This is a genomic window from Pirellulales bacterium, assembly GCA_036499395.1.
In the GTDB taxonomy this organism is placed as follows: Bacteria; Planctomycetota; Planctomycetia; order Pirellulales; family JACPPG01; genus JACPPG01.
The window spans coordinates 1-1,790 of sequence record DASYDW010000014.1; the positions used below are offsets into that span (position 1 = coordinate 1).

General features: G+C 61.2%; 2 protein-coding genes. Both read left to right on the top strand.

Going from position 1 to position 1,790, the window contains the following annotated elements:
• Window positions 1-353: 353 nt before the first annotated feature.
• Entirely contained in the window at window positions 354-1,283 is a 930-nt protein-coding gene (locus VGN12_02770; protein ID HEY4308352.1) for a neutral zinc metallopeptidase, read from the top strand.
• 47 nt (window positions 1,284-1,330) lie between these two features.
• The coding region (locus VGN12_02775; protein ID HEY4308353.1) for a hypothetical protein at window positions 1,331-1,790 on the top strand (460 nt) is incomplete at its 3' end.

Genomic DNA, 1,790 nt, shown 5'->3' on the forward strand with positions numbered 1-1,790 from the left:
GATGCCGGAAGCTTTGCCATCTCGGCGACGCACTCGCCGATCAGGATGCGATGTTGAATGGTCTGTGAAAGACCACGGGGCGCCCGTGAGGGCGCCCCGCGACGCGACATTACCATGACTCAAAACTCTGACTCAGGCGAACGCGGTCGGCAGACGCGGGACCTACAACCGACAGGCCGCTAATATGAATCCTCAAGGTGAAAAAACGGTTTATGAAACTGTCCCATTACTGGGCAAATTCTGCCTATCGGTCCGGGACTTAGCGGAACTTTTGCACGGTTGAAAAGTCGTTGATTGGACGAAGCATGTCGCATCGGCAATGATCGAAACGCGACGATTGAAGGGGATTTCGAATGCGTTGGGATGATTTCCGCCGCAGTGACAATGTCGAAGACGACCGCGATGGTGGTGGCGGCGGCTTCGGCGGCGGTGGCGGTGGTTTCGGATTACCAATGGGCGGCGGAGGCTTGGGGATCGGCACAATCGTTGTGCTGGGTCTGGTCGGCTGGGCGCTCGGCATCGATCCTAGCGTGCTGATTGGCGGCGCCGAGATCGTCACCGGCAATCGCGGTGGTTATCAGCAACCGTATGAGCCGCCGCGACGTACCACCACAGGCGCGCCGAAAGATCAGATGGGCGATTTCGTCGCCGCCGTGCTCGGCAATACCGAGGACACGTGGTCGGTCGTCTTCAAGGAAAGCGGGCAGGAGTATAAAGCGCCGCGCCTGCGCTTGTTCGCCGGCTCGATCCAGGGCGGGTGCGGATTCGCGCAGAGTGCGATGGGCCCGTTCTATTGCCCGACCGACAGGCGCATCTATCTCGACACGTCGTTCTTCCGTGACATGCAGGTGCGGTTCAAAGGTTGCTCAGGCAAGGCCTGCGAATTCGCCGAGGCTTACGTGATCGCGCACGAGGTCGGGCATCACGTGCAGAATCTGCTTGGCATTCTGCCGAAGGCACAGTCGGCGCAGCGCGCGTCAGGCGACAAGGCGGCGGCCAACCGCATTCAGGTGCGCGTCGAATTGCAGGCCGACTGCTTCGGCGGCGTCTGGGCCAACCGCTCGAACCAGAAATGGAAGTCGATCGAGCCCGGCGACGTCGAGGCGGCGTTGCAGACGGCGGCTGCGATCGGCGACGACCGGCTGCAGCAGCAGTCGACCGGCCGTATCGTGCCCGACTCATTCACGCACGGCTCGTCGGCACAGCGCCAGCGCTGGTTCACGACCGGACTGAAAGAGGGCAAGGTGTCGGCCTGCAATACTTTTGCAGCGCAGCAACTCTAAGCGCGGACCCCGTCGCCTAGGCCTGAAAAGTCGGTATCATGCGCCGCATGTCCGACTTCATCTCGATCAACACGTTCTGGACCGTTCAACTGATCGTCCACGGTCTGCTGGCGGTCGCGTTGCTCGGCGCGCTCACCCATCAGGCGATGGCGGAGGCCGCGCCGGTTCGGCAAGTTGCTACGCCGTCCGGGTTCATCACGCGCTTTCGTAACGTGCGAGGGGCGGGCTACGCCACGGCGATCTGCGTGTTGTGGGTGCTGACGCTCGTGCTCGGTGCCTGGATCTACACGAAATATCGCATCGCGATCCGCATCCCGCTGGAACGCACGGGCTATTTCAAAACATTGGGCTTCTTCGAGTTGAAGGAACACGCCGCGGCGCTGGGTCTCTTCATGCTGCCAGCTTATTGGTATTTCTGGCAGAACGCAAAAGATCCGGCCTACGACAGCGCGCGCAAGTGGATCACTATTTTGCTGGCGTCGATGTGCTGGTTCTCGTTCCTGGTCG

Bases quoted from the DNA above. Each gene is read 5' to 3' on its own strand.
- VGN12_02770 (HEY4308352.1), top strand. From the start codon at position 354: ATGCGTTGGGATGATTTCCGCCGCAGTGACAATGTCGAAGACGACCGC.